Origin of the sequence: Streptomyces calidiresistens, from assembly GCF_014141525.1 — a bacterium.
In the GTDB taxonomy this organism is placed as follows: domain Bacteria; phylum Actinomycetota; class Actinomycetes; order Streptomycetales; family Streptomycetaceae; genus Streptomyces; species Streptomyces calidiresistens.
This window is the reverse complement of the sequence record NZ_VKHS01000781.1, coordinates 1-2,482: the sequence shown is the minus strand read 5'-3', so window position 1 is coordinate 2,482 and position 2,482 is coordinate 1. Positions and strand designations below refer to the sequence as shown.

General features: G+C 73.9%; 2 protein-coding genes. One reads left to right on the top strand and one right to left on the bottom strand.

Features of this window, described 5'->3' with window-relative positions:
* A partial coding sequence (locus tag FOE67_RS22660; RefSeq protein WP_182666698.1) for a S8 family serine peptidase occupies positions 1–1,652 on the top strand: 1,652 nt, incomplete at its 5' end.
* Positions 1,653–1,795: 143 nt separating this feature from the next.
* Here the strand turns inward: FOE67_RS22660 and FOE67_RS22655 are convergent.
* The coding region (locus FOE67_RS22655; RefSeq protein ID WP_182666697.1) for an SDR family NAD(P)-dependent oxidoreductase at positions 1,796–2,482 on the bottom strand (687 nt) is incomplete at its 5' end.

The window sequence follows — 2,482 nt, the reverse complement described above, 5'->3', positions numbered from 1 at the left end:
TGCATAGAAGACACACCCCCGCTCCCGACCCCACCGACGTCATCGAGAACGCCGGGGAGCCCGGGGCGATCGAGGGCAGCTACATCGTCATGCTCGACGACGCCCTGGAGGCCGACTCACCGGCCGTCGGGGAACTCGCCGAGCGGTACGGCGTCGGGATCACCAGCACCTGGGACGCCGTCCTCAACGGCATCGCGATCGAGGCCGACGAGGCGCAGGCCCTGGAACTGGCCGCCGACCCGCTGGTCGACAAGGTCGTGCAGGACGAGACCGTCTCGCTGTTCACCGGGACGCAGCTCAACCCGCCGTCCTGGGGCCTGGACCGCATCGACCAGCCGGCCCTCCCCCTGGACAACTCCTACACATACCCCGCGCACGCCGGGGAGGGCGTGACCGTCTACATCCTCGACACCGGCATCCGGTACGGCCACACCGACTTCGGCGGCCGGGCGACCCCCGGCTTCGACGCCTTCGGCGGCGACGGCTCCGACGGCAACGGCCACGGCACCCACGTCGCCGGCACCGCCGCCGGCACCGCCCACGGGGTCGCCAAGAAGGCCGACCTGGTCAGCGTGAAGGTGCTCAACAACTCCGGCTCCGGCACCATCCAGGGCGTCATCGACGGCATCAACTGGGTGACCGCCAACGCCTCCGGTCCCTCGGTCGCCAACATGAGCCTGGGCGGCGGCGCCAACGCCGCCCTCGACCAGGCCGTCCGCGACTCCATCGCCTCCGGCGTCACCTACACCGTCGCCGCCGGCAACAGCAACAACAACGCCGGCGGCTCCTCCCCCGCCCGGGTCGCCGAGGCCATCACGGTGGCGTCGAGCACCAACGCCGACAACCGCGCCGCGTCCTCCAGCTACGGGCCGGTCGTCGACCTCTTCGCCCCCGGCCAGGGCATCACCGCCCCGTGGCACACCTCCGACACCGCGGTGAACACCATCTCCGGCACCTCGATGGCCGCCCCGCACGTCGCCGGCGCCGCCGCCCTGGTCCTCGCCGACGCCCCCGACGCCTCCCCCGAGCAGGTGTGGGACACCCTCGACGCCCTCACCGTGCCCGGCGTCATCGGCAACCCCGGCAGCGGCACCCCGAACAAGCTGCTCCAGGTCCCCGGCGGGGGCGGCTCCGGCGGACAACCGGCCGCCGCGATCTCCCACAGCTGTGACGACACCACCCTCACCTGCGTGTTCGACGGAAACGGCTCCACCTCACCCGCCGGTGCGATCACCGGCTGGTCCTGGAACCTCGGTGACGGCGCCGACGGAACGGGCGCCGTCACCGAGCACACCTACGCCTCCGAGGGCCGGTACACGGTCACCCTGACCGTCACCGACGCCGCCGGGGCCTCCGCCTCCACCTCGGTGACCGTGGACCTCGGCGCCCCCGCGCAGCAGGGGCCGACCGCACGGATCTCCGGCAGCTGCGCGAACTACCTCTTCTTCCACCTGTGCTCGCTCAGCGGCACCGGCTCCACCGCCGGTGACAGCCCCATCAGCGGCTACCGCTGGGACCTCGGGGACGGCTCCGGCGCCGACGGCGCGACCGTCAGCCGGATCTACACCCGGGGCACCTGGACCGTCACCCTGACCGTCACCGACGGCAACGGCCTGGACGACACCGCCACCACCACGCTCACCATCCCGTAACCCCCGGCCCGACCCGTGACCCGGGCCCCGGGTCCGGGCGGCCCACCGACCACCACGGAGCACCCCCCACAGGGGTCGGGCACGGCAGCCGGCCGTGCCCGACCCGCTCCCGTTCCGCCGACCGCCGGTGATCGGGGCCGGGCTCAGCCCTCCCGGTGCACCTTCTCGTTCGACGCCTGCGCCCTCGGCCGCACCACCAGCAGGTCCACGTTCACGTGCGGCGGCCGGGTCACCGCCCAGCCGATGGTGTCCGCCACGTCCTCCGCCGTCAGCGGGTTCGCCACCCCCCGGTACACCTTCTCCGCCCGCTCCGCGTCACCCCGGAACCGGGTCAGCGAGAACTCCTCGGTGCGCACCATCCCCGGCGCGATCTCGATCACCCGCACCGGCTCCGCCACGATCTCCAGCCGCAGGGTCCGCGCCAGCACGTGCTGGGCGTGCTTGGCCGCCACGTACCCCGCACCGCCCTCGTAGGGGGCGTGCCCGGCGGTGGAGGTGACCACCACCACCGTGCCGTCCCCGGAGGCGATCAGCGCCGGCAGCAGCGCCCGGGTCAGGTGCAGCGTGCCCAGCACGTTCACCTCGTACATCGCCCGCCAGTCCGCCGGGTCGCCGGAGGCCACCGGGTCCAGACCGAGGGCCCCGCCCGCGTTGTTGACCAGCACCCGGCACTCCCCGCCCAGGTGCTCGGCGAAGGCGTCCACCGCCGCCCCGTCGGTGACGTCCAGCGGGTACGCCTCGGCCTCGCCGCCGGCCTCCCGCAACTCCGCCGCCAGGGCCTCGATCCGGTCGGCGCGGCGGGCGGTGAGCACCACCCGGTACCCCTCCCC